Source organism: Streptococcus sp. 2018162 (assembly GCF_019754175.1).
In the GTDB taxonomy this organism is placed as follows: Bacteria; Bacillota; Bacilli; order Lactobacillales; family Streptococcaceae; genus Streptococcus; species Streptococcus hashimotonensis.
In genome coordinates this window covers 227,630-253,356 of the sequence record NZ_JAIJZP010000001.1, presented here as the reverse complement: position 1 = coordinate 253,356, position 25,727 = coordinate 227,630, and the positions used below count along the sequence as shown (strand labels likewise).

Sequence of the window (25,727 nt, the reverse complement as noted above, 5' to 3'; positions counted from 1 at the left end):
AGACCTGTCTCTCATATTTTATTCCACATCAGCTCCATTTGTAGCGATGACTTTTTTATACCAATCAAATGATTTTTTCTTAGAGCGTTTGAGAGTGCCATTTCCCTCATTGTCCCGGTCAACATAAATGAAACCGTAGCGTTTTTTCATTTCGCCAGTTCCAGCAGAAACTAGGTCAATACAGCCCCAAGTGGTGTAGCCCAAGAGCTCCACACCATCTTCGACAATGGCGTCGCGCATAGCTAAGACGTGTTGACGGAGGTAGTCGATACGGTAATCGTCTTCCACATAGCCATTTTCATCTGGCGTGTCAACTGCTCCCAGACCATTTTCCACCACAAAGAGTGGCTTTTGGTAGCGATCCCAGATAGAGTTGAGGGTAATGCGGAAACCGAGTGGGTCAATCTGCCAGCCCCATTCCGATGCGTCTAGGTAAGGATTTTTAATGGAAGCAAAGATATTGCCTGCTGTTTTTTCCTTCTCTGCTGGATCGCCAGATGCAACACGGCTAGAGTAGTAAGAGAAGGAAATGAAGTCCACCGTATGCTCTTTCAGGAGTGCTAGATCTTCGTCGGTCATTTCAATCTCAATGCCTGCACGTTCCCATTTCTTCTTGGCATAGTTTGGATAATAGCCACGCGCCTGAACATCAATGAAGAAATAATTTTCACGGTCTTCTTGCAGACCTTCCCAGACATCACGTGGGTGACAGGTGTGTGGGTAGTATTGACCTGCGGCCAACATACAGCCAACCTTGTTTTCTGGGTCAATTTCATGGGCCAATTTTGTGGCAATGGCTGAGGCAACAAGCTCGTGGTGGGCAGCTTGGTATTTGACCTGTTCCACATTTTCGCCTTCTTCAAAATAGAGACCAGCCCCCATAAATGGTGCATGGAGAATCATGTTGATCTCGTTGAAGGTCAGCCAATATTTGACCAAGCCCTTGTAGCGTGTGAAGAGGGTACGGCACAGGCGTTCGTAAAATTCAAGCATCTTACGATTGCGCCAGCCACCGTAGGCCTCAATCAAGTGCATTGGACAGTCAAAGTGGGTAATGGTCACAAGGGGCTCAATGCCGTACTTGTGGCACTCCTTAAACAAGTCTTCGTAGAATCGCAAGCCTTTTTCGTTCGGCTCTAGCTCGTCTCCCTTAGGGAAAATACGGGACCAGGCGATGGATAGACGATAGGTCTTAAAGCCCATTTCACCAAAGAGGGCAATATCCTCCTTGAAATGGTGGTACATGTCAATGGACTCTTTGGCTGGGTAGAAATAGCCATCCTCAAAATCAAACATCTTCTTACGACCAGTGATAATAGCACCACGGTCTTCACCAATTGGAACTACGTCAACATTGGCAAGTCCACGCCCGTCCACATCATAGGCACCCTCACATTGGTTGGCAGCTGTTGCACCACCCCATAAAAATCCTTCTGGAAATACTTTTGTTACTGTCATCTTTTCTCCTTTTCCTAGCTTTGTTGTTGATAAAGAATCTCTCTGTTCACAGGGTCAACGACACTGACTAGGTCATACTTTCCATCCTCATAATCAAAGCTCAATATGGCACAATTACGCATCCGAACTTGCGGATAATCTGTCAATACCTGTCTGAAAAATTGGGCTATGGCAGCTCCATGACTAACCACTAAAACGGATTGATTGTCAGCTTCTTCCATGATTCCCCCAATGGTTTCGACCATTCGTTGTCGGACATCTTGATAAGACTCTCCTCCAAAGGTGACAAAGTAATCACCGTAGCCAATATCTCCTTGGAGAGGTAGATTAAGATATTCCTGTTGACCCTCGAAAGCTCCAAAATCCTGTTCTTTCAAGCCTTTCAAGCGAATATAGTCCATCCTCCCTGTAACCAATTCAGCTGTGTCACAGGCACGTTCGGTTGAAGAATAGATTTTATCGAACTCAATCCCTTGCTCTTGAAAATACTGGTGAGCAGCTAGTGCTTGCTCTTTTCCCAAATCTGTCAAGGGAGAATCGCAGGCCCCTTGAATCCGACCCTGTTGATTAAACCGAGTTTGTCCATGGCGCATTAAGTACAATTTTGTTGCCATTTTCCTCCTCCTTACAAATCAATCACTTGATTGAGGACAGGATTGATTACTTTGACTAAGCGAATCTGGTCCCCATCGTATTCTAACTGGCAAATGGCACAGTTGCTAAATCGGAAATCAGCTGGAAGTTCGATTTTGTGGTGCAACATAAAACCCCACATGGCTGCACCATGACTGACAGCCAACACCGTTTTTTCATCCTGTCCTGACACCGTCTCTTCTACCGTCTGAGCTACTCGTTGTCCGACTGTACGAATATCCTCACCTCCGAAAGGCACCAAGAGGTCTTCAAATGAATTGGCTCCTCTTCGAAACTTGGGCAAAAGCATTTCAGGTTGTGCTTCGAAAATGCCGAAATCCATTTCTTTGAGCCCTTTTAATTGCTGGACATTCTCCTGACCTGACACAATCTTGGCAGTATCTGTCGCACGTTCCTGTGTGGAAGAATAGACTGCACCAAACTGGATACCTTGCTCAGCAAAGTAATTCTTAGCCGCCTGTGCTTGCGCTCTGCCATTTTCCGTCAAAGGAGAATCGCAAACGCCCTGTACACGACCTTGGGTGTTAAAAAGTGTTTCCCCATGGCGCATCAAATAGATTGTTTTTACCATAGAACCTCCTAGTCATTCAAAATGCTTGCTCCATTACTTGCGATAAGGTCCTTATACCAGAAGAAGGAATCCTTCCGTGAACGGTCAAAGCTGCCATTTCCTTGGTCATCCGCATCTACATAAACAAAACCGTATCGTTTGGACATTTCTGATGTTGAAGCTGAAACCAAGTCCGTACAACCCCACCAGGTGTAACCCATGAGTTCTACCCCATCTTCGATGGCTTCATACATTTGTTCCACATGTTTGCGAAGGTAATCAATCCGATAATGATCGTGAATGGAACCATCCTTCTCAACCGTATCCAAGGCACCTAGGCCATTTTCCACAATGAAGAGAGGAACTTGGTAACGGTCGTAGAGTTTATTGAGTGTGAGACGGAGGCCGACAGGATCAATCTGCCAACCCCAATCGGAGGCTTCCAGATATGGATTGGCTTCGCCTAGAATCAAGTTTCCTGCTGTCGCTTTTTGCTCTGGCGTTTGATTATTTGGATGGCGGGTAACAGAAGTCATGTAGTATGAAAAACTCATAAAATCCACGGGATATTGTTTCAAAATCGCTTCATCGCCTGGTTCAAAGTGAATGGTGATATTATTTTCCTTGAAGAAGCGATTCATGTAACGCGGATATTCCCCACGCACTTGAACATCCGAGTAAAAAAGGTTAGATTGGTCTTTTTGTAGCGCGTACATCATATCATCTGGATGACAGGTTGCTGGATAGGCTTCCATACGGGCCAGCATACAACCAACCTTGTTTTCTGGATCAATCTCATGAGCAACTTTTGTTGCTAAACTAGAGGCGACAAACTGATAGTGGACTGCTTGGTACATTTCATCCAAGTGCAACTGACCATCTTCAAATAGCAAGCCGCCTGATAAATAACCAGTCATACCAAGGATATTGATTTCATTGAAGGTTAGCCAATACTTGACCTTGCCCTTGTAACGATTGAAAACTGTTTCTGCATAGCGAACGAAGAAGTCAATCACTTTGCGGTTCTTCCAACCGCCATATTCCGTCACCAGATGAACTGGGAATTCATAATGCGAAAGGGTCACCAAGGGTTCGATGCCGTATTTATTGAGTTCATCAAAGACCTTGTCGTAGAATGCCAAGCCTTCTTCATTTGGCTCTAATTCATCACCTTTCGGGAAAATACGTGGCCAAGCAATTGAAAGTCGGAAGGTTTTAAAGCCCATCTCCGCATAGAGTGCAATATCTTCTTTATAACGATGGTAGAAATCAGAGCCCCAACGTTTTGGATAGAGTCCTTCCTGGTCTGCCAAGGCAAATTCCACATCGGTCCGCGAAACAGGCTTACCAAAGTGGCTCATATCCTTACGCTTGTCGGGATCGACTGCTACATAGGTATCGGATGTGGCAGGACCACGACCGCCCAAGTTCCAACCACCTTCGTACTGATTGGCTGCTGTTGCACCACCCCAAAGAAATCCTTTTGGAAATTGTTTTTTTGACATTACTTGGTTCCTTTACACTGTTAACTCAATTTGAACACCTTCAAATCCCAGCACACATGATTCGTAGTAGCCATCGCCAGTCACCCGTGGTCCACTAAGAAGTGGGTAACCTGCAGCAACAAGTCGCTCTGTTAATTCATTCACAGCTTCCTCACTCCTTAGACTAAAGGCTAAATGAATGAGTCCTAGATGATTGAGCTGGCTTGGTTTGTCTACCACATCGTCCCTGGTCATAATTTCCAGTCGAGCCCCGTCTTCAAAGGTAAGAAAATAGGATTTGAAACTGGTTTTCTGATTATGGTAGAGTTGATTCGATTGAGCATGGAAATAGGTTTCAAAGAAATTACGCATACCTTCCAAATCCTGAGTGTAGATTGCTACATGTTCTATCCTCATGTTGTACTCCTTCCTTAAAGAAAAACGGCAAGTAGCCGTCTTCTTTATTCGACATCTTCACCATTGCTGGCAATGACTTTCTTGTACCAATAGAATGAATCTTTTGGTGTTCGGTCAAGTGTTCCATTTCCAGCATCGTCCATATCCACGTAGATAAAGCCGTAGCGTTTCCGCATTTCACCTGTTCCTGCTGACACTAGGTCGATACAACCCCAAGTGGTGTAGGCAATCAAGTCTACGCCGTTGGCAATAGCATCTGCCATGGCATTAACATGGGCACGATGGTAGTCGATGCGGTAATCATCATGGATAGAGCCGTCTTCTTCCACCGTATCAAAGGCTCCCAAGCCATTTTCCACAACCATGAGTGGAATTTCATAGCGGTCGTACATTTTTTCAAGGTAGTATTGGAGTCCAGACGGATCGTGTGCCCAGCCCCAGTCAGAGTAAGTCAAGTAAGGGTTTTTGGCACCTGCCGAGAAGTTGCCAGAAACGGTATCCTCTGTCTGATGAGTCGTCACAACGGTAGACATATAGTAAGAGAAGGTGTACATATCAACTTTCCCTTTGGCCAGGACTTCTAGATCATCCTCCGCCATTTCAACTACTACATTGTGTTCTGCCCAGAGACGTTTGGCATAGGTACCGTATTTTCCTTTGGCCTGCACATCGCCACAATAGTAGATGTTTTGCTCCCAAGCGTGTTGGTTGGCAAGAATATCTGCTGGATCACAGGTGCCTGGGTAGAAGGTGATACCACAAATCATGTTCCCAATTTTATTTTCTGGATCAATCTCATGCCCAATTTGAACAGCCTTGGCAGAGGCAACAAATTGGTGGTGGAGGCTTTGGTAGGCATCTTGATAATCCTGGTCCGTCATGTCATCACCAAAGAGGTCCAAGAACATGATGCCACCGTTGATTTCATTGAAGGTCAACCAGTATTTAACAAGGCCCTTGTATTCCTTGAAAATGGTTTCCGCATACTTGACATAGAAATCAACAAGTTTGCGGTTTTTCCAGCCACCGAAACGTTGTTCTAGGCTAAGCGGTGTATCAAAGTGCCAAATGGAAACCAGCGGCTCAATGCCATACTTGCGGCATTCTTCAAAAACAGAACGATAGAAATCAAGACCTGCTTGGTTTGGCTCAGCATCATCACCATTTGGAAAAATCCGTGCCCATGAAATGGACAAACGGAAAACAGAGTAGCCCATTTCTGCGAAGAGCTTGATGTCTTCTTTGTAGCGGTGATAGAAATCCACAGCCTTGTGGTTTGGATAATAATGGTCTTCTAGGACTGCATAGGTTGCCCCTTCTGGCAGATGTCCGCCAGCATGCCCCATAGAAGCATACTTGCCTGGCTTGCCATCCTTGTCAATGTAGGTTGTATAGCGAGGGCTGTTAACAGAACCTCCTGTTGTAACGTCTGTCTGGACCAAACCGCGTCCGTCTACATTATAGGCACCTTCTGCCTGGTTGGCTGCAATAGCTCCTCCCCAGAGGAAATTTTTTGGAAATCGTGACATAAGTTTCTCCCTTATCTTTTTTCTGATAAATATAGTATAAACAGATTTGAAACCCTTTTCTTCTCAAATAATATGCTATAATGGTACTATCCTACGAATTGGAGAATTGTATGCAACCACCATTGACGGATAACAACTTCAAACACGCAGTTGACTATGATAGTCAATTATTGCCTTACAAGTTTTATCACACCAGTGTCATGAACGGGATTCCTGATGTTCTTTTTCATTGGCACAATGAATTTGAAATCAACTATGTTTACGGAGGGACAGCTCGCTACCATATCGACTACGATTATTTCAATAGTCAGGCTGGCGACATTATCCTTATTCGGCCCAATGCTCCGCATTCCATTCACCCGATTGAACAGCGGGGGCACGAGACCGATACCCTCCTCTTTCATCTGGATATGCTGGGGGCTTCTCACTTGGACAAAACCAGCATGCTCTATCTCCAACCCCTGCAGACGGATGTCTTCAAGTGTGTTCCACGCATCCAAGCCCAAGACCCAGGCTATGCAGAAATCAGACAGTGCTTACTAACCATTTTCGAATTGGTCAGACACCAGCCACCCTACTTTGAACTACCACTCAAGAGCCGACTATTTGACCTCTTCTACCTGCTCTACCGCCACCGCTACATTGTCCGAAAAAATACCGATGATATGTATCGGAAGAATGAAAAACTGCGGTTGTTGATTGAGTACATCCAGCAACACTATGCGGACAACTTAACCATCGAACAACTGGCAGACCGAATGGGCTATACCAAAACTCACTTTATGACAGTCTTCAAGCAACAAACTGGAACTTCCTGTATGGAATTTATCATCCAAATCCGACTGCGAGCCGCTACCGAGCTCCTGACTAACACCCTCAAACCAGTACTAGAAATCGCCACCGAAGTTGGATTCAATAACCTGTCCAACTTCAACCGCCAGTTCAAGCAATACTACCACACCACCCCTAGCAACTACCGCAAACAATTGCGGAAGAATAGGGCCTACACCAATTTTGATAAATAATAGAAAGGACTAGGGCCTCCGTATTTGGTTGAACTGAATACGGGCTACGGACTGGGACAAAAAGATAAACGAGAACTGGACGCTTGCGTCGTCGTTCTGTTTCCTACGTCATTTAGTTTTTCTTTTATTACTTCGTTAATTCGCTTTGCCGTACTTCAGTACTGCCTACAGCTCATTGCCTAGTACTAAAAGTAAACTAAAAGACTCTATTTTGTCTGTGTCCGCATAACGCCCTTTATATCTTAGATTATGATCACCATGCACCTCTACTATACTGGACCAGCTGACAATGCGCGTGCCTTCGCTCAGGAAATGGAAGCTAGTGGCATTGCGGACCGCATTCGCCAACAGGCTGGCAACCTGCGTTACCAATACTTTTCTCCGCTCGACGATCCCCATTCCATCCTCTTGGTTGATAGTTGGACGGACCAAGCCGCTCTGGATATCCACCATGCTTCCCCTATGATGCAGGAAATCCTAGACCTGCGCAGCAAGTACCAGCTGACCGTGACAGCAGAACGCTATAGCAGTGATGAAGATGGGATTCCGGAGCAAGATAAGGAGTTTCTTAATCGCTAAATAAAATTCAAAAATAAAGCGGTCGGCACAATTGCCAACCGCTCTATTTTTATTTCACAGTTGTCAACAGGTAATCACCACTGTTGATTTGGCTTTCTTGGGTTACCAAGATGTCCTCGTAGTCAGCTGTGTTGGTCACGATAATTGGAGTGATGACCGGAAGATCAGCTGCTTTAATTTGGTTGAGGTCAAATTCTAGTAGTTTCTGACCGGCTTCTACCACATCTCCTACTTGGACAAAGGACTCAAATCCCTTACCTGCAAGAGAAACGGTATCCATACCAATATGGATAAGAAGCTCTGCTCCATTTTCAGTACGAAGACCAATAGCATGTTTAGTTGGGAATACAAGAGTTACTTCAGCCTTGGCTGGAGAGACTAAGATGCCATCCAATGGATCAATTGCAATCCCTTTGCCCATAGCTCCTGAAGCAAATACAGCATCTGGAACATTTTCCAATTTCACAACCTTACCAATCAGGGGACTAGCAATAATTTCTTGCTTGATTTCTTTTAATTCTGGGATAGATTCCTTAGTTGATTCAACGGACTTTTTTTCAGTTGGCTCTCCGTACAAGTAAGGAACTGGAAGAGCCATTTGGATAGCAAATGAAGCGACGATAGCTGCTACTGTTAAACCGATTGCAGCAATCATTCCTGACATATCTCCGTTGGTTGGATTAACAAGCGATGGATACAAGAAGACCCCCATACCTCCGATTGAATAGCCCAACACATTAAAGAACATCATCGCAGCTCCGATTATACCTGAAACAGCACATGAGATAAAGAATGGAGTCTTCATTGGAAGAGTAACACCGTAAATAGCTGGCTCAGTGACACCAAAGATGGATGAAACAAAGGCAGGCATCGCAACTGTTTTCACCTTGGATTCTTTTGTCTTCAACATAATAGCTAGAAGAACACCTGTTTGAGTAAAGTTTGGAAGCAAGGCTGGAACAAGAATTGCAGACATACCGTTTGAAGCTACTTGCATGATTGCCAATGGTACTACTGCCCAGTGCATTCCAAACATAACCAAAACTTGCCACGCTGCTCCAAGAACCAAGCCGTAAAGAATTGGGCTGAAATTCATGATAGCTGTGAAGGTATTAGATAGAATATCAGAGATAAAGTTGGCAACTGGACCCACCACTAAGAAGGTTAATGGAACTGCCACCAGAATGGTCACAAATGGGACAACAAAAAGTTTGACAACATCTGGTGTGACTTTACGGATATTTTTCTCGATAATAGATGCCACCCAAGTTGCGAGAATAGCTGGAATAACTGTTGACAAGTAGCTACCTGCTGTTGGCAAAACAAATGGAATACCAAACACATTATCCAGTCCAGCTTCCTTCAATGTTGCAAGTGAGCCCGGTAAGGTTGGGTAGATCAAGGCCATACCGATTGCTAGGGCAGTAAATTCATTCATCTTGAATTTACGTGCTGAAGTTAGTGCAACTAGCAAAGGTAAATATTGGAAGAATCCGTCGCCCGCTGCGTTTAAGATTGCATAAACTGCGCTGTTATCACTTGTCATGCCTCTGGAAGCCATGATAGCAACAATACCTTTGATGATACCTGCTGCTGCAAGAGGACCTAGGAAAGCTTGAAAAATACCAGATAGGAGATCAACAAACCTCTCAAAGAGATTTCCTTTCGGTCCGTCGCCTTCGTCAATATCCAAAGCACCGTCCCCTGAAATCCCAGCAACTTTTTGCACCGCTGCATAAACATCTGGTACATGGTTACCGATAACGACTTGGTATTGTCCACCAGCTTGTACAACTGTCACAACACCATCACGCGCCTTCAAGTAGTCTGTATCTGCCTTGCTCTCATCTTTGAGACCAAAACGAAGACGAGTCACACAGTGCTTGAGACTGCTGATGTTTTCTTTTCCTCCGACATGAGCTACTATATCTGTAGCTAAATCTGTATAATCCTTTGCCATTTTCCGGCCCCTTTCTTTTCTGGAAAAACAGAAAAACCTAAACATATACCAAACACTACCTCTTGACCCAAGCCAAAAAGAGTATCTTGTATATATTTAGGTTTTGCCTGCTTACCAGTAACAATCCTTTTGTTGAGATTATAATAACACATTGCAAAATTTTTTGCAAGCGTTTTCTGAAGTTTTTTTTGACTTTTTTTCTAACTTGTTTTTAAACGCTGGATATGAATAGTCAAATAGACTTGTTCATCTTTTGACATCTCAAATTGATAAACCTCCGCAATATGCTGACGAATCTTAGTCGTACAAGCAAACGAGTCAGGATAGTTAGCCTTTACCTGTTCATACAGAAAGGCATCATTTTGCCCCTCTATAACACCATTGGCCACACGTTGAGCAAAATACTGGATATGTGTTACAAATCGATGATAACTTGTATCTTCTTCATAGCTGACAGAGCCAAAATGCAAGCGAACAATATCTAAAATTTGTGTGACAATCTTACTGATGATTTGAGTCTCTTTCCCAAATGCACCATTTTTCTGAGCATTCACCAGATGAAGAGCAATAGACGAGGCCTCTCCCTTTCCTAGTTCCAAGCCTAAACGTTCCTGCACCAACTGCAAGGCTTCTAAGCCAATTTGGTATTCCTTCGGATAAAACTTACGTACTTCCCAAGACAGCGGATTCTCAATAAAGATACCTTCACGGCATCGCTGAAATACAAAATGTAAATGGTCTGCTAAGGCTAGATACAAAGACAAATCAAACTGAACTTCTAAAGTTTCTTCTGCCCTATTGATAATGGCATTGACTACTTCCACTTCACTGCTCTCCATTTGCAGGTACAGACTTGATAAATCTGATTGTTGATAGTCATTTTGTAGCACAAAGGTTTTCTCGATTTTACTGGTGTCTAATTCTTCCCCTGCTTTTTTCTGAAAACCTAATCCTTTTCCCATGACAATCAACTCACGGCCCTGCTGATCTATTGCTTGAATGACATTGTTGTTATAAACTTTTTCAATCTGCATCTACTTTACCGCCTCTTTATTCAACTGATAAAAAAGAACCTAAACACATAGCAAATAAGACTGTCGCCAGACTATTCACTATCTGCTTAGGTTTTGCCTGCTTATCAGTAACAATCCTACTCTTATCTTATCAGATTACAAATCGTTTTGCAAGCGGTTTAAAAATCTTATTTGTAACGCAGTTTATAGAACAGAATAATACCAGATAAAACAAAGGAAATACTATTCGCAACGATGAGTGCCGCATCTCCTATCAAAATGCCATGGATTAACCATAGACCGATACCTGTGACAGACATACTATACATTCCGAGTGAAATAGCCTGAGTTTCCTTCGTTTTTACTACCTGTATGACCTGTGGCAAAAATCCAAAAGTTGTCAAGCAAGCCGCTACAAATCCAATCATATTACCCCCTCCTGTTTTTCTAACAATCCCAATTTTTCGAAAGCATTATAGAGACCGTCATGTTCTACATCGTCCGTCACCATATCAGCCATAGCCAAGATTTCCGCTCCGCCATTTCCCATAGCGACACCAATCGCACAGTAATCCAGCATAGGGATGTCAATCTTAGCATCTCCAAATGCGATGGTATCCTCTTTTTTAGCTCCAAGGTGTTCCAACAAAACATCAATCGCATGTGCCTTGTCAATATCTTTGACACCCAGATCTCCAAAAAGGGCTGTTTCTCCGCGGCCTCCCCAGGTATTAGCTACTAACTGTGGAAACGCCGCCTTGGAGTCCAAATGATCCAGATAGGAATCGAGTACAAAACTGATTTTATTCAAATCATTTCGGTACAATTCTCCATCAAATACCATTCCATGCATAACATCTTCTACTTCTTGATTAGCGACCTCCTCAGCTGTTTTTCCCTTGTTCATGGCATAAATTTTCATGGTTTCGCGAGCTCGTTCGCGGAAATTCTCACTTGCAAAGAGGCCATTGTTGCTTTCCAAGTAAAACTCTAGCCCTCGTTCATGGAGCCAGTCTACAACAGCTTTTGCATCTTCCTTAGAAATGAGTTGGTGCATAACGACCTTTCCCTGATGCTCTACATAGGAGCCGTTGCCACCAATCATTCCGTCCAGGCCAATTTCCCACAATTCTGGCTGCATCTCTGCCCGACTGCGACCAGTACAGACATAGACCATGTGCCCATTTTCACGAGCTTGTCGAATAGCCCGAACAGCTGATTCTGGAATCCGATTGTGGTAGTCTACCAAGGTCCCGTCAACGTCTAAAAAAATAATCTTGCGCATCTTTATTCTCCCTGCCTTTTTTCTACTATAAGTATAGTCTGTTTTTCTACCAAATAACAGTCAAAAACTGCGAAAGATTGATACTATTGTATGAAAAAATAGATGTGGATTTGTATGACCAATTTCATAATGCGGATGAGTTCTTTTCAGAGAGAAGGTGGTAGAGTGCCCCGATTAGATTTGCATCCCCCGCAAATTGACAAGGGAGAATATCAACAGGAGTAAGCATAGGACCAATAAACGGCAAGTCACTAATCAATTTATTATACCTGTTTTTAATTTCCTCAACTACAATTGGTTGCGCACTGATTCCTCCTCCAATTACTACTCTCTCTACATCAATAATAGCCTGCATATTATAGATGAATTGCGCTAGGTAATCACAGAATTGGTGAAATGGTTTCAACGCTCGCCCATTACCTTGATTAATGTACTCAAATACCTTTTTTCCATCTTTTTTATCAGGCAAGCTTAGTAGAGTTGCAACAGCTTCGATCATTCCAACTGGCGAATATTTTTTTCCTGCTAAGTGATCTAAATCTGAAAATTCATCATTTGGGAGGAAGAAACTAAATTCACCGGCTTGATAGTGACTGCCTTGAAGTAATTGGTGATTCAGAATAATTCCTCCTCCCAATCCTGTACCTAAAACTAAGGCTACTCCATTTGGAGTATCTGTCAAATTTCCTTTCCATTTTTCAGCAAGTGCAGCTGCTTTTCCGTCATTAATTACAGAAATAGGAAGTCCTGTCTCCGTTTTCAAATATGAACGCATCTGAAATTCATGAAGATAAGGTAAACTCCCACCAAAATATATAATCCCATTCTCACTGTCAACCTTTCCAGGACAGGATACTGCAATTCCTTCAATAACAATATCTTTGCTAAGATGTTGACAAATATCCTGTAGACATTTTTTAAAATCTGCTAAATTTTTAGGAGTGCGTGTTTTTTCTTTAAGCAGTATCTCACCATCTTCTAATAACAAGCCATACTTTATAAAAGTACCACCAATATCAATTGAAATATATCGACTCATATACTAGCCTCTCATTCTTTAAACTACTGAAAAGAAAGCTCTTTCGAGCTCTCCTTTCTAACTTTTCACTACACTAATTAACTCTTTGCGAAGACTAATCAGCTCTTCATGTACATCAATCAATTCCTCAGAAATAATCCTAAAGGACTCTGCACTCATCAGCTGATCTTCAGCATGCATTAAAATTAGTTTTAATTCTAGCGCCTCGTTACTAGCCTCTTTCTGAATCAGTCCAGCATGGGCCTTGTGCCCTTCAAGAAATGATTTTTCACCTTCCTGAAGCATTTCTTTAGCACGGTCAATATTTCCAATCTTTGCTTCTTGAATTGCTTCAATATAAAAAGAGCGTGCCGAACCAACAGAGGCAATTATTTGAAAGGCAACTAATTCTACTCCTTCCATAATGAACTCCCATCTAATCTCCTAATAGTTCCTGAACATGTTTTACAACTTTTTCACCATTCATTGTTCCATATGCCTGAATGTCTACTGCTTCAACAGGTTTATTCGGAAACATACCTTTTACTTTGTTCAAATTGAAACGAATTTGTGGACCAAGTAAAATAACATCCGCATCTTCCCCCTTTTCCTCTACAGAGGTTACTGGATGTGCCTCAACTTCCATTTCATAATTGATGCTTATTGCATATTCACGCATTTTATTCATTAACAAACTAGTAGACATACCCGCCGCACAAATCAATAATACTTTACGCATAAGAATACTCCTTTATTTTTATCTTCTAAGCTGCCTGTTCTTCTTTAAGAGCTTGGTTATCAGCTACTTTAAAGAATGGATACCAAAGGAAAAATTGAACGATGATAACAATAATAATTGCCAAACCTAATTTCCAACCACCTGTAATAAATGGGCCAATGAATGGTGGCATTACCCATGGAAGAGAAACAGTTGGATTAAATGCTGACCCTACGCCAAATACTTCTAATGCTACCAAACCAATAAGACCACCCACTAAACTATTTAAAATCATTGGAATGAAGAAAATAGGATTTAACATAATCGGAACACCGAAAATCATTGGCTCGTTAATATTAAAGATATTTGGAATAACCGCCACATTACGTAGGGCTTTATATCGCTCAGACTTCGCTGTAAACATAGCAAATGCCAATGAAAGAGTGCTTCCTGTTCCTCCAATATAACAGAAAGAGTAAATTAATGAGAAGGTTAAGAACGGTAATTCTGCAGATGGTGTTCCAGCCAAGAAAGCCTCTGTATTAGCTGTCCCGGCAGACATAAGAACAGGGATATATACACTAAGAATTGGTGCTGGGTGAATACCAAAGAACCAACAGAGGTTCATAAAGGCATGGAATGCAATCATGGACCAAGGGTTAGCTCCCAAAAGCATTACTGGTTTTGAAATAACATTTGCTACTAAATTAAAGATATCTCCATAAGGAGTTAGTGCAGCTAGATAACGAACAGCAAAGACACCAACAAATAAAATCATAGCAACAAAGGTTGGACTTAGTGACTCAGAAACATTCGGTGGTACTGAAGCGGGGAGTTTCAAGCGAATATTTTTCTTCATCAGTTTTGAGTAACTAATGGCCATAATAATCGCAGTTATCATACCTACAAATATACCATTACTTCCCAAATTGGTTTGAAGTAAACCTGCAATTGATTGTTCACCTAATACGATATTTTGAGGCTGAAGTACGATAAATGCTGCTAGTGCGAGCAAAGCAGCTGTCATACCATTTTCTTTTTCATTCTTCGCATAGTGGTAAGCAACAGCTGGAACAATATACAAGGCCGTCATACTTGAAGTACCTGCAACAATATCCAACATATGTTGTCCTAGACTAGTTGAAGTTAAGAATGCCTGCCATGCTGGAATGGGTAAGTTTCCTAATATCGCAAACGCGGCAACACCCAAGGTAATTGGCATTGTCGACATTAAACCAGCTGTTAGAGCACTAATAATCTTACTCTCACTTAGTTTTTGTGCAAATGGTCCCATCACACGCTCTAGACCTGATTGCATTGTATCTAACATTGACATTTTAGATTCCTCCTTTGTGGTAATTTATTTGTGTTGATCATTTAACCATTCAAATAGATTTTTGTACGTTTTTCCGTTGTAACTTGCTTCAGAAGCCCCTCCTTTTGCAGCATTATTAGGTATAAATCCTGATAAATCTTGCACTCCCTTAATAGCTGAAATATCCTGTATTCCCTCAACTTGATTATTGAAGAAATAAATCCACGACCAGTGTCCCAAATACGAAGTTCCCGGGAGGTCAGCCCCTTCAACAGTCTCAAAGTAAGAGAACCACTTATTATCTGCTCCGCTATCAAGTAATGCCTTATAAACAGGTAAAGCATAATTTTCTGGTTTTACAATCGTATCATCTGCCGAGTGAATAAACCACATTGGTAAATGCTTAATGGTTTCTAGTTTTTCTTGATTAAACCAAACAGTATCTTTTCGAACGGGTGCAAATCCTGTCAGTGACTCTGCACTTTCAACCATTTTATAGGTTCCGTCAGAATTCTTTTCATAGTCATAATAGGAGTACGCCGCCGCCTGCGGAACAAGGGCTGCAAAGTAATCTGGATTGTGAAGTGCCAAATTCAGTGTCATGTAACCTCCGTTCGAGCAACCTGCAAGATAGATACGATTCATATCAATATCCTCGTTTGTAGCCACATATGCTTTGATTGCATCCATTAATGCTTCCGTGTAACGTGATACACCTGCTCCTTGACCATTAGTCCCATCTCCTTCGTCCATCCAATAGGTAGGAGTTTGAACTGCTAAAACATATGCTCCTGTTTGCTCCCCACTTGTAAAGTAGTTTTGAATCTCTTCTCGTGCCAAAGCCACAACTTCATTACCAAGGAGAGTAATATCTGTATCAGTACCTCCCTCTCCTTGTCCATGTAACCAAATAATTAATGGATTTTTACTCTTACCTACTAAACTATCTGGTTGATAGGCTGTATAATGTAAAGTAACTTCTTCCTCCTTACCAGTAATTTCATTAAGATAATTACCCGAAAACTCTTCTCGGATTGCGAAGCGTTCTGTATCTTTTGAAAAACGCTGATTAATGAAATCTCCTTCTTTTTCTAAAACTACCGTTCCAGCTCCATTCGTTACTTCTAACCCTTCAATTGTAACAGGATAGGTCTCACTCCAATTGTTTTGAAAGGTTTCAAAACTAAATGTAAAAGGTAAAGCATTGGACTCTGGTTTCTCAAAATTATAAGTAATACCTAAATCAATTCCAACATATTGACTTTCACCAGAAGATACCTCGTTTCCTTTCTCATCTGCCAGATAGACTGACTTGATATCTCTGTCAACACTTGCAGTCGTTACCTTCAGGGATTCTGTACCAACTTCTTTAACAGCCTTGTCCAATTTTACTAAAACCTGTGATACAGCCGGTCCAAATTCATAACCCTCAACTTGAATACTCACACTTTCAATTGTGGGTTCCGATGAAGATGATACTCCACCGTCAGAACAGCCTGCTACAAATAAACATAAGCCTGACAAACATGTAGCCATTGTTTTATGTATTTTCATAGTCAATCCTTTCTATTGCTCAAAGTCTAGACCATTTGTTTCAATTACTTTTTTATACCAATAAAAGCTATCTTTCCGAGATCGTTTCAAACTTCCTTCACCGCTATCGTCACGATCAACATAAATCATGCCATACCGTTTTCTCATTTCTCCTGTCCCCGCACTCACTAAGTCAATGCATCCCCAAGGAGTATAGCCAATTAGATTCACACCATCCAAATTAATCGCATCAGCCATAGCCTGAATGTGTCCTCTCATATAATCGATTCGATAATCATCGTGGATACTGCCGTCCTCTTCAACCTTATCTTCATAACCTAATCCATTTTCAACAATCCATAATGGAAGATTGTACCGTTCCCACAAGGTATTCAAGGCGATTCGTAATCCAATCGGATCAATTTGCCAACCCCAAGCATTGGCTTTCAAATAAGGATTTTTTACTCCCATTGCAAAATTTCCACCTTGCTCAGCCGCTTTGACTGAGCTTGCAACGTGGGTTGAGTAGTAAGAGAAACCGATGAAGGCTACTGTTCCATCTTTTAAGATTTCTAAGTCCCCTTCCTCCATTTTGACAACTACACCATTGCGTTCATATTCTTTCAATTTATAGGTTGGATAAACCCCACGGCATTGAACATCTGAATAGAAATGACCCCAATGACTACCTTCCATGACCATTAATTGATCAGCAGGATTACATGTTTCACCATAAGTAACTCCATAAGCAATCATCATGCCAACTTTTGCATTTGGAGATAGCTCTCGGGCGAGTTGAACCGCTTTTGCACTGGCGATAAACTGATGATGGGCTGCTTGGGCCTTACTTTGTTCATCAGATTTAATCAAGCCACCTCCCATATAGGGAGCCATACCAATGATATTGATTTCATTAAACGTCATCCAATACTTTACTTTGTCCTTATACTCAGTAAATAATACGCGACAGAGATTAAGATAAAAACCGACTACTCTTCGGTCTAACCATCCTCCATATGTATTGGTCAAGTAAAGCGGAGTCTCATAATGTGAAATCGTTACCAATGGTTCAATATTATATTTTTGACATTCATCAAAAATCTTATGATAGAAGGCAATTCCCTCTTGGTTTGGTTCTGTATCGTCTCCATTTGGAAATATTCTAGCCCAATTGATAGATAACCGGAAACATTTAAAGCCCATCTCGGCAAATAATGCAATATCTTCCATGTAGTGATGGTAGAAATCGGTTGCAACATGTGAGGGATAGTACTCACCTTCTACTACATCAAGGATTGCTCCTTCCGGAACACTCATTGTTGCACCAAACCCCATCCCAGTACTTCCAGTTTCGCCGGTTTCTGGGATTCTCCAAGTCACTCTACGTGCAACTGTATGACTACCATTCGTCATGACATCACTGGTATTGAGACCTTTCCCCCCTTCTCGGTATCCACCTTCATATTGGTTTGCTGCAGTTGCACCACCCCACAAAAAATTTTTAGAAAACTGACTCATAGCCAAATTTCTCCTTTCACTTTGTTCTGTTCTATGTCTATAATATAGCCAATCATGATGAAAATAACAAACTAAACTATTTCCATTTAGTTCCTCATTTTTATACACTAAATCCAAATTCAATACACTAAAGCTAAAAAAATAAAAACTCTTGATAACTTTTCAATCAAAAGAATGAAAAATAAAACCAAGAGTTTTTATACACTAATTATTTTTTATACACTTAAAACAACTAGATTTCTTTTATTATACTTATAATATTTGCATATTCATCTTCAGGTATTTGAATTTCGAACTCCTCTTCTAAAACTAATAATATATCTTGTAGTTTATAGTATAGACGTTTGTGTTGACTAATAATCCGATTTTTGTTTGGATTTTCTGGTAAAAGACCTCCGGTTTGCAACCGACTTATCAAAGCAGCAATATGAACAAACAAACCTACTTCTTGGTCTGCTTTCAAACTACTAGATATTTTCTTTATTTTTCGAATACAAGTCGGCAAATACCTTTTTAGACTAGTAACATCTAATGAAGGTTGTTGCTCTTTTAAATAGAGATAAATTTCTTCATAGTTATGATTAAGTGACTCATCGCCTTTTCCTAAATACATTGCAACTTCAAGCTGTTCAACCGGCGTACTATATAAAGTCGCTATTGAAACAAATGGTATTCCAAATATATGTGGATTATAGGTTCCAACAATACAAACTATCTCAAAACGCTTTTTCAATCTCCGCAAAGTTGCAAAAAGCTGCCTCTTGTCACTCATTGCTAACGCTATGACATCCGTATCATTCAAATTACTTCGTTGCTCAATATAATCTTTCATGACCTTAGCTGCTCCCTCACCCGACATACAAAGTGTAACAATTGCTCTAGGCTTTGCCTCTCTAGAATGAATTTGTTGAGTAAGATGTATGGTAGAGTTCATTCCATCTAAAATTGTACTCTGCAATTCCTCCAATGAAAGATCATCATCAACTCTCCTAGCAGTTTCTAGTGCAATAAGAGTTACTGGTATCTGTATGAAACGAATATGGATACCAGTTTCTTTAGAAATCGTTTCAAGCATAGTACGTATAGAACCCATATCATAAATAACTAATACCCCTCTTCCTTCATCAATTTGCTGAACCAATTTTTTTAATTCATCATATACAACTTTCATTTCCTTATCCAGTTGCATATCATAAGAGTGTAATCGACTATATGTCAACAAGCTTTCAACAACTTGAACAATTGATTTTGCAATGCCACTTCCATGCATTGCCACTAAGGTCGCTACTTTATCGGATTTGGATTTGGACTGAATTAAAAAATAAGTTATAAAACCAACTTCACTTTTCTCCAATACCCTACCAGCTGAATCTTCTAATCGATGAAGAAAATTCTCAGCTAGGTGAAACTCTTCCGGATAGGAAGACTTTATCTCCCCTAATTTTTCAGCTGATAGTACCTGTCCTTTTATCTGAGACAAACTAGCATTTAAATGGAGAGCCAGAGCCTGAATCAGGGAGGTTGAAAAAATCTTCCCCAATTTTTGACTTGCCTCAAGTAAAAAATTTTCCACATCTTCTAGCAGTAGTGGTCCCACAATCTTTTCTAATGCTTCTCTTTCAAATAAATTCTCCTCTTGTTTTTGGGTAAACCTTTCTAATTGAACTGATATTGACTCAGAGATAACTGTTTGAATCTCAAGATTTGATAATCCTTGATTGTTCAACTCTAGCTCACGATTTTTTAACTCTAAATAAATATTGTCAAAGTGATTTTTCTCATTATTTGCAATTCTTACTTTTTCCTTACCTGAAAAAATATAGGTGTAGGTATCGGGAATAATCTCTTCGATTTCCTTTCTAAACTGGCCATAGAATAAAAAACCTTTTCGAACTTCCGCTGGAAAATCTCCTAAAAAAATACTCACTCGTTCCGCTTTTCTATGTAAATCACGCATAAATGCTGTTGCACAAGCCAACTGTATATCTTTCTGCAATTGATCAATATTGTTTTTACATTTATAGAGCATTAAGCAACGCAATATTTCTGAGGAAATAACAATTTCTCTCCCCATTCGTTCAGCTTCAATACTAAAAAAGAAATTTACAAATTCAAAGCGGTCAAGTAGAGGCCGGTTTTCTAAGGAAGGGAACTCCAACTTTACAGGAAAAACATCTGAAATGACATCCCACATCACTCCAGTGACTTTTTCTGACACAGAACAGACAAGATAAAAATTTTTTTGAGGGTTGGTTGCTAATTCTAGAATGCGATTTCTAGTTTCTGAAGGTAGATATTCCAAATTATGAATCACAAGCATCCCCAAACTTTCTAATTTATCTCCCTCTACTGAAGTTTGAGTAGATTTTTCTAAAATAGTAGATAATTTTGTAAACTGCTCCTCCTTCTTTCCATCCATTACTTTCAATATAGCATTTTTTGAAATCAACTCTGCACGAAGCGCAAATTGATACATAGACTTAGCAAAATAATCTCTCCCTGTCCCTAAATCTCCGACAAGAAGTACTGATAAGCTCTTACTTGGATATAGCATACTTGCCTTAGCCAATTCTATATTATTCTTCATGCTACCACTTGAATATCCTATTACTTGGTGAAATACATTTGGCTCATCGAGAGTTAATCCCTCTTCTGGCAATTTATAAAGTACAGGTCTTCCATTTATTTTCACTAATCTTTTTTCATCAACAAGTTCATTCAATATACTCGACATATTTGTACGTTGAAATGACAATATAGAAGCCAACTCACTTGTAGATATTCCATTTTCAAATTCCTTAGATTGAGAAAGCAAATACTTATAAATAATTTCTTTATTTTTTTTCATACCAATACCTCTTTATATGTAAAATTTTATCAAATATTAATCTAAAGAACAACACACATATATTTGCAAAAAAAAGAAAGCCACATGGACTTTCTTTTCATTTATTATATTATTTACGTTTTGGTGGGTTGTGAATCGCCACACCAAGCACATCTAGGAAGGCTTCGTACATCACTTCTGAGAAGGTTGGGTGACCGTGGATTGATGCTGCCACGTCGTCAACTGTCAATTCAGATTCCATGATGGTTGCTGCTTCGTTGATCATTTCAGCTGCAACTGGACCGATGATGTGAACACCAAGGATTTCATGGTATTTCTTCTCAGCGATAACTTTAACGAAACCATGTGCTTCGTTAGAAGCAATAGCACGACCGTTACCAGTGAAGCTGTTGCGACCGATAAGGATGTTTTCTTTACCGTGTTTCTCGATAGCTTGGTCTTCTGTCAAACCAACCATAGCGATTTCTGGGTGTGTGTAAACCGCTGCTGGTGTGAAGTCCAATTTAGCTTTATGGTGGTTACCGTGGATCGCATTTTCAGCCGCCACTTCACCCATACGGTAAGCAGCGTGTGCCAACATCTTAGTACCGTTGACATCACCTGGTGCGTAGATACCAGGGATAGATGTTTCTTGGTATTCGTTGACCTTGATACGACCGCGGTCCAATTCAAGGTTAAGATTTTCAAGACCAGCCAATTGTGGTACACGTCCGATTGAAAGAAGGGCTTTTTCAGAAACGATTTCTGAACCGTCGTTCAATTTGATTGTCAATTGGTTGTTGGCTTCAACGATTTCAGATACACCAACGGAAGTCAAGAATTTCATACCTTTCTTAGAAAGGACTTTTTGCAATTCAACAGACACTTCGCGGTCCATACCTGGAATGATACGGTCAGCCATTTCAACAACGGTTACTTCTGTACCGTATGATGCGTAAACCAAACCAAGTTCCACACCGACTACGCCACCACCCATAACAGTGAGTGACTTAGGAATTTCACGCAAGTCAAGAATATCATCAGAAGTCAATACCAACTTAGAATCAATACCTGGGATGTTGATGCGTGATACTTTAGAACCTGTTGCAAGAATGATGCTACGACCTTTGATAACCTTGTCGCCAATAACAACAGTCTTATCAGGATTTACTTGACCAAGACCGTTGAAGATAGTCACTTTATTAGCTTTCAAGAGACCTTGAACACCACCAGTCAAAGTCTTCACAACCTTGTTCTTGAAGTCAACTGTCTTGTCCATATCAACGGTGTAGTTAGTTGAAGCAAGGTTGATACCACGCTCAGCTGCGATCTTCAAGCCGTCAAGGATTTCAGCGTTCTTAAGGTAGGTCTTAGTTGGGATACAACCCTTGTTCAAGCAAGTACCACCAAATTCTGATTTCTCAACAATAGCGATTTTACCGCCCAATTGAGCACCACGAATAGCTGCGTAGTAACCAGCAGGACCACCACCGACAACAACCATGTCGTACTCGTCAGCTGCCAATTCAGCCTTAGGAGCTTGTGGAGCTGCTGCAGGAGCTGCAGGTACTTCCAAACCAGCTGCTTTCAAGTCAGCAGTTGCTTGAGCAACCTCAGCTGGAGCAGGTGCAGCACCCACTTCAACAGTTTCACCTTCTGCACCAAGGTAAGCAATGACTTCTGTTACAGGAACAGTTGCACCGTTACCGTGAACGATTTTCAAAAGAACACCTGATTCTTCCGCTTCCAATTCCATACTTGTCTTGTCTGACATCATCTCCAAGATAACATCACCCTCGTTGACAAAATCACCCTCTTGTTTTTTCCACTCGATGATTTCGCCTTCTTGCATATCTACACCAAGTTTCGGCATAATAATTTCAATAGCCATATTTAAGATACCAAGAGCGAAGAGAAAGCGACTGAAAAATTAGGAAATCGTAGAAAATCCTGATTTTCTAAACGATTTATCTATTTTTCCGAGCTTTCCGCTCGGGTTCAATTGCTAAAACTCTCTCGCTCTTATTCCCTTTCTTTATTTTCTATTCAGAAATCTACATTCCTTTATTTTTGACCAATAAAAACCTTATCAGATCAATAATTCCAATGGGTTTTCCAGCAAGTTCTTCAAGTCAACCATGAACTTAGCACCATTCATACCATCAATGATACGGTGGTCAATGGTCAAGCAGAGTGCCATGATTGGACGGATTTTGATTTCGCCGTCGATAACAACTGGTGTTTGAACAGTTGATGCTACACCAAGGATTGCTGAGTTTGGTTGGTTGATGATTGGGTTAAAGGTTTTAGTACCAAACATACCCAAGTTGGTGATAGAGAAGGTAGAACCTGACATTTCAGCCCCCTTCAACTTACCAGATTGAGCCTTCTTGATAACATCTTTCGAAGCCACCACAAAGTCAGACAAGCTCATCTTATCTGCGCCGTGAACAACTGGCACCACCAAGCCATCATCTAGACCTACTGCGATACCAAGGTTGACGAACTTGTGTAATTCGATTTCTTGAGCATCGTTAATCAAAGATGCGTTCATGTAACGGTGTTCTTCTTTCATCAAAGTACGAACAACCGCAAGACCAATTAAGTCTGTAAAGGTTACTTTCAAACCAGTCTTATTCATGATTGGCTCAAGGACTTGCTTACGAAGTGCCATGAGGTTGGTCATGTCAATATCGTAGTTAAGTGTAAATGTCGGAGCAGTCAAGTAAGAGTTGACCATACCTTTTGAAATAGCCTTACGCATTGGGCTCATCTTGATGATTTCAACGCCTTCTGGCAATTCTTTAGCTGGTTTTTCTTCTGCTTTTGGTGCTGGAGCAGCAGTTTCTACAGCTGCAGGAGCAAGTACTGCAAGAACGTCGTTCTTGACAATCTTACCGTTGACACCTGAACCTATAAGGGTTGACAAGTCAACACCTTGGTCTGCTGCAATACGGGCTGCAAGCGGAGTTGCTTTGGGAGCGGCTCCCTTGAAGTCTTCGACGTCAACCTTGTGGACACGACCGTTAGCACCTGTTCCTGGAACAAGACCCAAATCGATTCCAAGCTCACGCGCCAATTTACGTGCTGCTGGAGTCGCACGAACCTTGCCACCACCTTGTGGTTTGGCAGCCGCTGCAGGAGCAACAATCACTGGTGTACGACCTGCAGGTACTTCTTCAATAGCCGCTGCTGGTTCAACAGCAGGTGCAGCTGAAGCGTCGACTTCAACCGTCTCACCTTCAGCACCGATGTAGGCAATAACTTCTGTTACAGGAACGGTAGCACCGTTTCCGTGAACAATTTTCAATAGGACGCCTGACTCTTCTGCTTCCAGCTCCATGCTGGTCTTGTCAGACATCATTTCCAAGATGACGTCGCCTTCATTGACGAAATCGCCCTCTTGTTTTTTCCACTCGATGATTTCACCTTCTTGCATGTCCACACCGAGCTTAGGCATAATGATTTCAATAGCCATAATTATGATACAAAGAACGTCCAAATGCGACCGAATTTTAGGAGTCCAACGCAGGATGTTTCACATCCAAGGCGGACTATCTAAATTCCGAGCATTTAGTTCGTGTTCTAATCCTTTCTTTCAGTTTCTTACCTTGTCAAGAACCAAACCAGACTTCGATAATCGAAGTGGCTTAATTCTTTTCCAAGCATTCTTAGTCATGCTAGAACACTTTATTTCTAGCATATTAGGGTTATCGTCTTTCCGATTGCTTTTCTGGCAAGTCAATTTGGTGCAGGCATAACCGACCTTAGGCAAGCCAAATCAATACAGCCAGAAAAGATAAGCGAATGACGATAAGATTAACCCTTGTTTACTTGCTTGTAGATTGCCGCTTTGATTTTCTCTACGTTTGGCAATACTGCGTTTTCAAGAATGTTTGCGTAAGGAACTGGTACATCGTCTGAAGCGATACGGATGATTGGTGCATCCAAGTAGTCAAAGGCTTCGCTTTCTGTGATGATTGATGCGATTTCACCGATGAAACCACCTGTTTTGTAAGCATCGTTAACCAAGATAACCTTACCAGTTTTCTTCACAGATTCGATGATCAATTCTTTATCCAATGGGATAAGAGTACGTGGGTCAACCACTTCTACGCTGATGCCTTCTGCAGCCACTTCTTCAGCCGCTTTCAAGGCACGTTCCAACATACGACCGTATGAAATGATGGTTACATCTGTACCTTCACGTTTGATTTCACCCTTACCAAGTGGAATGTAGAAATCTGGGTCCAAGTTCACTTCTTCTTTTTTACCGTAAAGAGCTTTTGGCTCCAAGAAGATAACTGGGTTGTTGTCAAGGATAGATGACTTCAAAAGACCTTTTGCATCGTTAGCTGTACCTGGTGCAACAACTTTGATACCTGGGATGTGAGTCAACCAAGCTTCAAGAGATTGTGAGTGCTGTGCCGCTGAACCGATACCTGAACCAGATGCCACACGGAAGGTTACAGGTGTTTTCAAGCCACCACCAAACATATAGTTGGTTTTAGCCGCTTGGTTAACAATCGCATCAAGGGCAATTGTGATGAAGTCCATGAAAGTCAAGTCAACGATTGGACGAAGACCTGTTTGAGCCGCACCAACCGCAGAACCTGCGATTGCTGCCTCAGAGATAGGCGTGTCGCGAACGCGTTTTGGACCAAATTCGTCCAACATACCAACAGATGTACCGAAGTCACCGCCGTAGATACCGACGTCTTCACCCATCAAGAATACTTTTTCATCCTTACGCATTTCTTCGCTTTGAGCCAAGTTAATCGCTTCACGCAAGGCCATTACTTTTGTTTCAGCCATTTTAAAATTTCTCCTACTTATATCAAAAA

At 41.3% G+C, this 25,727-nt stretch carries 22 protein-coding genes; 2 read left to right on the top strand and 20 right to left on the bottom strand.

Going from position 1 to position 25,727, the window contains the following annotated elements:
• Positions 1–18: 18 nt before the first annotated feature.
• Genes K5Q22_RS01155 through K5Q22_RS01130 form a run of 6 tightly spaced genes read right to left on the bottom strand, consistent with a single transcriptional unit; the run spans position 19 to position 6,092 of the window.
• Positions 19–1,458, bottom strand: coding sequence for a 6-phospho-beta-glucosidase (locus tag K5Q22_RS01155; RefSeq protein ID WP_205013355.1), 1,440 nt, complete (start codon positions 1,456–1,458; stop codon positions 19–21).
• Positions 1,459–1,472: 14 nt separating this feature from the next.
• Positions 1,473–2,072 (bottom strand): histidine phosphatase family protein, encoded by a 600-nt coding sequence (locus K5Q22_RS01150; protein WP_205013356.1) that lies wholly within the window; start codon positions 2,070–2,072, stop codon positions 1,473–1,475.
• An 11-nt stretch (positions 2,073–2,083) separates the two neighbouring features.
• On the bottom strand, positions 2,084–2,683 hold the full coding sequence (locus K5Q22_RS01145) for a histidine phosphatase family protein (RefSeq protein ID WP_105134654.1): 600 nt from the start codon (positions 2,681–2,683) through the stop codon (positions 2,084–2,086).
• Positions 2,684–2,691: 8 nt separating this feature from the next.
• On the bottom strand, positions 2,692–4,167 hold the full coding sequence (locus tag K5Q22_RS01140; RefSeq protein ID WP_205013357.1) for a glycoside hydrolase family 1 protein: 1,476 nt from the start codon (positions 4,165–4,167) through the stop codon (positions 2,692–2,694).
• Positions 4,168–4,179: 12 nt separating this feature from the next.
• Positions 4,180–4,563: a VOC family protein gene (locus K5Q22_RS01135; protein ID WP_205013358.1), complete on the bottom strand. Its 384-nt coding sequence runs from the start codon at positions 4,561–4,563 to the stop codon at positions 4,180–4,182.
• A 44-nt stretch (positions 4,564–4,607) separates the two neighbouring features.
• Positions 4,608–6,092: a family 1 glycosylhydrolase gene (locus tag K5Q22_RS01130; protein WP_024406577.1), complete on the bottom strand. Its 1,485-nt coding sequence runs from the start codon at positions 6,090–6,092 to the stop codon at positions 4,608–4,610.
• Positions 6,093–6,202: 110 nt separating this feature from the next.
• Between K5Q22_RS01130 and K5Q22_RS01125 the strand changes: the two genes are divergently transcribed.
• On the top strand, positions 6,203–7,117 hold the full coding sequence (locus K5Q22_RS01125) for an AraC family transcriptional regulator (RefSeq protein ID WP_105119149.1): 915 nt from the start codon (positions 6,203–6,205) through the stop codon (positions 7,115–7,117).
• A gap of 249 nt (positions 7,118–7,366) precedes the next feature.
• Entirely contained in the window at positions 7,367–7,696 is a 330-nt protein-coding gene (locus K5Q22_RS01120; protein WP_202821265.1) for a putative quinol monooxygenase, read from the top strand.
• Between the two features lie 49 nt (positions 7,697–7,745).
• On the opposite strand, the gene K5Q22_RS01115 is transcribed toward K5Q22_RS01120, so the two are convergent.
• The 14 genes from K5Q22_RS01115 to K5Q22_RS01050 form a co-directional block, all read right to left on the bottom strand.
• Positions 7,746–9,656 carry a beta-glucoside-specific PTS transporter subunit IIABC gene (locus tag K5Q22_RS01115; protein ID WP_205013359.1) on the bottom strand — a complete coding sequence of 637 codons (1,911 nt, stop codon included), beginning with the start codon at positions 9,654–9,656 and terminating at the stop codon, positions 7,746–7,748.
• Positions 9,657–9,856: 200 nt separating this feature from the next.
• Positions 9,857–10,690 carry a BglG family transcription antiterminator LicT gene (gene licT / locus K5Q22_RS01110; RefSeq protein WP_029171013.1) on the bottom strand — a complete coding sequence of 278 codons (834 nt, stop codon included), beginning with the start codon at positions 10,688–10,690 and terminating at the stop codon, positions 9,857–9,859.
• 167 nt (positions 10,691–10,857) lie between these two features.
• Positions 10,858–11,097, bottom strand: a complete 240-nt coding sequence (locus K5Q22_RS01105) for a SemiSWEET transporter (protein ID WP_029171014.1) — start codon at positions 11,095–11,097, stop codon at positions 10,858–10,860.
• On the bottom strand, positions 11,094–11,954 hold the full coding sequence (locus K5Q22_RS01100; protein WP_205013360.1) for an HAD family hydrolase: 861 nt from the start codon (positions 11,952–11,954) through the stop codon (positions 11,094–11,096). The genes K5Q22_RS01105 and K5Q22_RS01100 overlap by 4 nt, the downstream gene beginning before the upstream one ends.
• A gap of 124 nt (positions 11,955–12,078) precedes the next feature.
• Positions 12,079–12,993 carry an ROK family protein gene (locus K5Q22_RS01095; protein ID WP_205013361.1) on the bottom strand — a complete coding sequence of 305 codons (915 nt, stop codon included), beginning with the start codon at positions 12,991–12,993 and terminating at the stop codon, positions 12,079–12,081.
• A 57-nt stretch (positions 12,994–13,050) separates the two neighbouring features.
• Positions 13,051–13,395: a PTS lactose/cellobiose transporter subunit IIA gene (locus K5Q22_RS01090; RefSeq protein ID WP_205013362.1), complete on the bottom strand. Its 345-nt coding sequence runs from the start codon at positions 13,393–13,395 to the stop codon at positions 13,051–13,053.
• Positions 13,396–13,408: 13 nt separating this feature from the next.
• Positions 13,409–13,711, bottom strand: a complete 303-nt coding sequence (locus tag K5Q22_RS01085; protein ID WP_205013363.1) for a PTS sugar transporter subunit IIB — start codon at positions 13,709–13,711, stop codon at positions 13,409–13,411.
• Between the two features lie 25 nt (positions 13,712–13,736).
• The gene (locus tag K5Q22_RS01080) at positions 13,737–15,026 is read right to left on the bottom strand and encodes a PTS sugar transporter subunit IIC (protein WP_205013364.1); all 1,290 of its coding nucleotides are present in this window, start codon (positions 15,024–15,026) and stop codon (positions 13,737–13,739) included.
• 24 nt (positions 15,027–15,050) lie between these two features.
• A complete protein-coding gene (locus tag K5Q22_RS01075; RefSeq protein ID WP_239514814.1) occupies positions 15,051–16,559 on the bottom strand; it encodes a prolyl oligopeptidase family serine peptidase in 1,509 nt (502 codons plus the stop codon).
• Positions 16,560–16,571: 12 nt separating this feature from the next.
• Positions 16,572–18,056: a glycoside hydrolase family 1 protein gene (locus K5Q22_RS01070; RefSeq protein ID WP_205013365.1), complete on the bottom strand. Its 1,485-nt coding sequence runs from the start codon at positions 18,054–18,056 to the stop codon at positions 16,572–16,574.
• 232 nt (positions 18,057–18,288) lie between these two features.
• A complete protein-coding gene (locus tag K5Q22_RS01065) occupies positions 18,289–20,904 on the bottom strand; it encodes a PRD domain-containing protein (protein WP_205013366.1) in 2,616 nt (871 codons plus the stop codon).
• Positions 20,905–21,013: 109 nt separating this feature from the next.
• Positions 21,014–22,774 (bottom strand): dihydrolipoyl dehydrogenase, encoded by a 1,761-nt coding sequence (gene lpdA, locus K5Q22_RS01060; protein ID WP_205013367.1) that lies wholly within the window; start codon positions 22,772–22,774, stop codon positions 21,014–21,016.
• Positions 22,775–22,972: 198 nt separating this feature from the next.
• On the bottom strand, positions 22,973–24,361 hold the full coding sequence (locus K5Q22_RS01055; RefSeq protein WP_205013368.1) for a dihydrolipoamide acetyltransferase: 1,389 nt from the start codon (positions 24,359–24,361) through the stop codon (positions 22,973–22,975).
• 341 nt (positions 24,362–24,702) lie between these two features.
• The gene (locus K5Q22_RS01050) at positions 24,703–25,698 is read right to left on the bottom strand and encodes an alpha-ketoacid dehydrogenase subunit beta (protein WP_002942393.1); all 996 of its coding nucleotides are present in this window, start codon (positions 25,696–25,698) and stop codon (positions 24,703–24,705) included.
• Positions 25,699–25,727 lie beyond the last annotated feature (29 nt).

Bases quoted from the DNA above. Each gene is read 5' to 3' on its own strand.
- K5Q22_RS01155 (WP_205013355.1), bottom strand. From the start codon at position 1,458: ATGACAGTAACAAAAGTATTTCCAGAAGGATTTTTATGGGGTGGTGCA.
- K5Q22_RS01150 (WP_205013356.1), bottom strand. From the start codon at position 2,072: ATGGCAACAAAATTGTACTTAATGCGCCATGGACAAACTCGGTTTAAT.
- K5Q22_RS01145 (WP_105134654.1), bottom strand. From the start codon at position 2,683: ATGGTAAAAACAATCTATTTGATGCGCCATGGGGAAACACTTTTTAAC.
- K5Q22_RS01140 (WP_205013357.1), bottom strand. From the start codon at position 4,167: ATGTCAAAAAAACAATTTCCAAAAGGATTTCTTTGGGGTGGTGCAACA.
- K5Q22_RS01135 (WP_205013358.1), bottom strand. From the start codon at position 4,563: ATGAGGATAGAACATGTAGCAATCTACACTCAGGATTTGGAAGGTATG.
- K5Q22_RS01130 (WP_024406577.1), bottom strand. From the start codon at position 6,092: ATGTCACGATTTCCAAAAAATTTCCTCTGGGGAGGAGCTATTGCAGCC.
- K5Q22_RS01125 (WP_105119149.1), top strand. From the start codon at position 6,203: ATGCAACCACCATTGACGGATAACAACTTCAAACACGCAGTTGACTAT.
- K5Q22_RS01120 (WP_202821265.1), top strand. From the start codon at position 7,367: ATGATCACCATGCACCTCTACTATACTGGACCAGCTGACAATGCGCGT.
- K5Q22_RS01115 (WP_205013359.1), bottom strand. From the start codon at position 9,656: ATGGCAAAGGATTATACAGATTTAGCTACAGATATAGTAGCTCATGTC.
- licT (WP_029171013.1), bottom strand. From the start codon at position 10,690: ATGCAGATTGAAAAAGTTTATAACAACAATGTCATTCAAGCAATAGAT.
- K5Q22_RS01105 (WP_029171014.1), bottom strand. From the start codon at position 11,097: ATGATTGGATTTGTAGCGGCTTGCTTGACAACTTTTGGATTTTTGCCA.
- K5Q22_RS01100 (WP_205013360.1), bottom strand. From the start codon at position 11,954: ATGCGCAAGATTATTTTTTTAGACGTTGACGGGACCTTGGTAGACTAC.
- K5Q22_RS01095 (WP_205013361.1), bottom strand. From the start codon at position 12,993: ATGAGTCGATATATTTCAATTGATATTGGTGGTACTTTTATAAAGTAT.
- K5Q22_RS01090 (WP_205013362.1), bottom strand. From the start codon at position 13,395: ATGGAAGGAGTAGAATTAGTTGCCTTTCAAATAATTGCCTCTGTTGGT.
- K5Q22_RS01085 (WP_205013363.1), bottom strand. From the start codon at position 13,711: ATGCGTAAAGTATTATTGATTTGTGCGGCGGGTATGTCTACTAGTTTG.
- K5Q22_RS01080 (WP_205013364.1), bottom strand. From the start codon at position 15,026: ATGTCAATGTTAGATACAATGCAATCAGGTCTAGAGCGTGTGATGGGA.
- K5Q22_RS01075 (WP_239514814.1), bottom strand. From the start codon at position 16,559: ATGAAAATACATAAAACAATGGCTACATGTTTGTCAGGCTTATGTTTA.
- K5Q22_RS01070 (WP_205013365.1), bottom strand. From the start codon at position 18,056: ATGAGTCAGTTTTCTAAAAATTTTTTGTGGGGTGGTGCAACTGCAGCA.
- K5Q22_RS01065 (WP_205013366.1), bottom strand. From the start codon at position 20,904: ATGAAAAAAAATAAAGAAATTATTTATAAGTATTTGCTTTCTCAATCT.
- lpdA (WP_205013367.1), bottom strand. From the start codon at position 22,774: ATGGCTATTGAAATTATTATGCCGAAACTTGGTGTAGATATGCAAGAA.
- K5Q22_RS01055 (WP_205013368.1), bottom strand. From the start codon at position 24,361: ATGGCTATTGAAATCATTATGCCTAAGCTCGGTGTGGACATGCAAGAA.
- K5Q22_RS01050 (WP_002942393.1), bottom strand. From the start codon at position 25,698: ATGGCTGAAACAAAAGTAATGGCCTTGCGTGAAGCGATTAACTTGGCT.